Genomic DNA, 3,135 nt, shown 5'->3' with positions numbered 1-3,135 from the left:
ACGGGTGGAACGGGTGCGTCACCCGAACGATTCGCTGATCACCGACCGGATGGAGCGCAGTTGACGACTCGGGACAATGCGTTGGCCGAGACCACCGTCGGGTCGTTCAAGAACGAAGTCATCCGCCAGCAAGGACCATGGCGCGATGTCAACCAGGTCGAGTTGGCCACCGCCGAGTGGGTGGTGTGGTTCAACACCGAGCGCCCGCACGAGTACCTCGACGACTTCACCCCCGAGGCCGTCGAGAAGCTCCACTACGATCACAGACGCACCCCACCAAAGGCAGGGTGATTCAACGAATACAGTCTCCGGACTCGCCGGGACGGGTCACACCGCTCCTGTTTTGGCCAGCTGAGCGTGCTTTGAGGTGTCGAGCGTGTCGATGTCGACGCGTTGTCAAGTCTGAAATGCGCGGGTTGGTTACCAGCAGGACGTTATTTCGAGCCGGAGTGGAACGCGGGTCTAGGATCGAGCGTGAACTGTTGCAGGGCAACATGTTTGCTCATAGTACTGACGCGGGTCACTCCGAGACGCTTGCCGACACCTTCGACGAACTCATCTGGACATCTGTGGGGTACTTCAGTCGGGCATGACGGCCAACGACCAGCACCAGCCGGCCAGTTCGCGGGCGATCGCGGCGTTGGCCACCACCCGATGTTTCTTGCGCGCATCGAAACTGGTCCATCGGTGATGCAGGCGATGGTTGGCGGCATGGGCGCGTTCCCGTGCACCGGTCGGGGCTTGATCCCAGCGCCGCCGCAGATCACGGCTGGGCCGATACGGCGGGCGATGATGCCAGGCCGCCTCCACCAGCAGCCGGCGGGCATGACCGTTACCGGTCTTGGTCAGCCCGCCCTGGACCCGGGTCGTGCCCGAGGAGTACTCACACGGCACGAGACCCAGGTAGGCCCCGATCGAGCGGCCGCGTCAAAGGTCAGTGTTAGTGCCGGGTCGTCGAAGTGCTGCCCGCGCAGCCACATTTCGTGCTTGCCTGTCCAGGCCTGTCCGCCGCAATAGACAATCCCCTGCCGCAGAAGCAGTTTCGATACCCGCTGCCGAGCACTCATCAAATCGACGCGACAGTCGTCGCGGGCGCGTGCCAGGTCTCGGGCCGCTTCCTGAGTCTGTGCCGGGACCGCGACTTCGGTGATCTGACCCAAATGCAACAACCGCGCCAGATGCGCAGCATCACGGGCATCGGTCTTGACCCGATCCCCAGCCGGACGCTGCAGTTTCGACGGAGCCGCCACCAAACACATGATCCCCGCGGCGGTCAGGAATCGGGCCAGGCCGAAACCGGTCGGACCGGCCTCATACGTCACCGCGACTCGCCCTGGCAGCGACCCCAACCACTCCAGAATCTCCCGATAGTCCGGGGTCAACCGGCGCTGGAACACCTCACCGGTATCCCCATCCAACCCACACCCGACCACCGATCGTGCGTGCACATCCAAACCAACACTCGTACGCTGAACCTTCACTGGGGCCTCCCACATCTTGTGGCTCTACCGGCCAGGACCACCCTGTCGGCAACCCACGTTCACATGTGAGCGAGGCCCCAGCTCACCCCATATCGTCTAGGTTCCGGGCACTATTACCCCGTCGCTGCCCTGTGCGCCGTCGGCACCATCGGTACCGCGAACGGTGCCGGGGCCGCCACCATTAGCGCCAAGAGAACCCTTACCGCCAGTGCCACCGCCACCAACGGAACCGCTGTTGCCAACGACGTCGCCGCCGTTGCCGCCGTTGCCGCCGTTGCCGCCGTTGCCGCCGTTGCCGGAGATGCCGTTGAACGAAGTGCCTCCCGCCGACGCGACGCCGCCCGCACCGCCAGCTCCACCGCTTCCAGCGGAGCCTCCGCCATACGCCGCACCGCCGTCGCCGCCCTTGCCGCCGTTGCCGCCGTTGCCGCCATTGCCGGCGTTACCACCTTCAATAGGGTTTAGACCGTTACCCGCGGCACCGGCGTCGCCGCCACTGCCACCAGCTCCGCCGTCTCCGGCGATTCCACCTCCCGCCGCGGCACCGCCAATGCCGCCAGCTCCGCCTTCACCCCCATTTCCGGCGCCAGTAGCGTCAAAAGTGGTAAAACTGTCCCAGCCGTTGCCTCCGTCACCGCCTTTGCCGCCTACGCCACCCGCGCCGGCTACGCCACCCTTGCCGCCCACGCCAGTAGCGCCCCCCGCACCGCCGGTGCCTCCGGTACCTCCGGCACCTCCCACAACGCCGGCGGCTGTAGAGGAGCTGCCCTTACCACCCGTGCCACCGGCGCCGCCTTGCCCACCGTTGCCGTTGGTTCCACCAGGACCGGAGTCTCCACCCGCTCCACCAGCCCCGCCGACGCCACCCTTATTGCCCGCCTGAGGCACTCCTCCGTCTGCGGCGTTGGCGCCACCGCTGCCGAGACCACCGTGACCGCCGTTGCCTCCCACGCCTGCATTACCGGCAGTGCCGCCCACGCCACCGGTACCAGCTGCGCCACCTAAGCCTGCGTTACCGCCATTACCTCCATTGCCGCCGGCGAGACCGTCACTGCCTGGGCTAGCCGCGCCGCCGCCACTACCGTTGCCGCCGTCGCCGCCGTTGCCGCCATTTCCGCCGTTTCCATTCGCGCCACCAGGGCCGGCGTTGCCGCCGGCACCGCCGGCCCCGCCAGCGCCGCCGGCGTAACCATCGTTGCCTACTTGTCCCGCACCGGCGCTTGATCCATTGATACCGCTACTACCGTTACCACCGTTGCCGCCGTGACCACCGTTACCGGAATGGCCAGCCGCTCCGGCCGATCCGAACAAGCCCCCGGTGCCGCCTGCGCCGCCGAGGCCCGCGTCACCACCCGCGCCGCCGGCACCGCCAGCATTGCCCACTGTGACGGCAGCCGCACCATCGGCACCATGACCGCCATCACCGCCAGTGCCGCCAATACCACCGGCGCCGCCTTTGCTGAATAGCCCGTAACTGCTGCCGCCGGCACCACCGACGCCACCGACACCACCTGCACGACCGGCATCGCCCCCTGCATTTGCTACAGAACCGGCGCCCCCGGCCCCACCAGCACCGCCACTGCCTGTTGCACTCTCCCGAGAAGGGCTGCCCATTGGGGTGCAACTCGCCGGCCAATTCGGCGGCGAGCAGACA

1 protein-coding gene and 2 pseudogenes are annotated in these 3,135 nt (G+C 67.1%); 1 reads left to right on the top strand and 2 read right to left on the bottom strand.

Features of this window, described 5'->3' with window-relative positions; translation table 11 throughout:
* Positions 1-291: integrase core domain-containing protein (locus tag BST27_RS34255; protein ID WP_249025743.1), on the top strand; the 291-nt coding region annotated here is incomplete at its 5' end.
* Positions 292-579: 288 nt separating this feature from the next.
* On the opposite strand, the pseudogene BST27_RS29935 reads toward BST27_RS34255, so the two are convergent.
* A pseudogene (locus BST27_RS29935) lies at positions 580-1,481 on the bottom strand (IS110 family transposase).
* Between the two features lie 96 nt (positions 1,482-1,577).
* Positions 1,578-3,135, bottom strand: a pseudogene (locus BST27_RS33330) (PE family protein); the annotation flags it as partial.

The organism is Mycobacterium intermedium (genome assembly GCF_002086275.1).
GTDB classification, from domain to species: domain Bacteria; phylum Actinomycetota; class Actinomycetes; order Mycobacteriales; family Mycobacteriaceae; genus Mycobacterium; species Mycobacterium intermedium.
The sequence above is the reverse complement of the archived record's forward strand: the minus strand, read 5'-3'. Positions and strand labels throughout refer to the sequence as shown.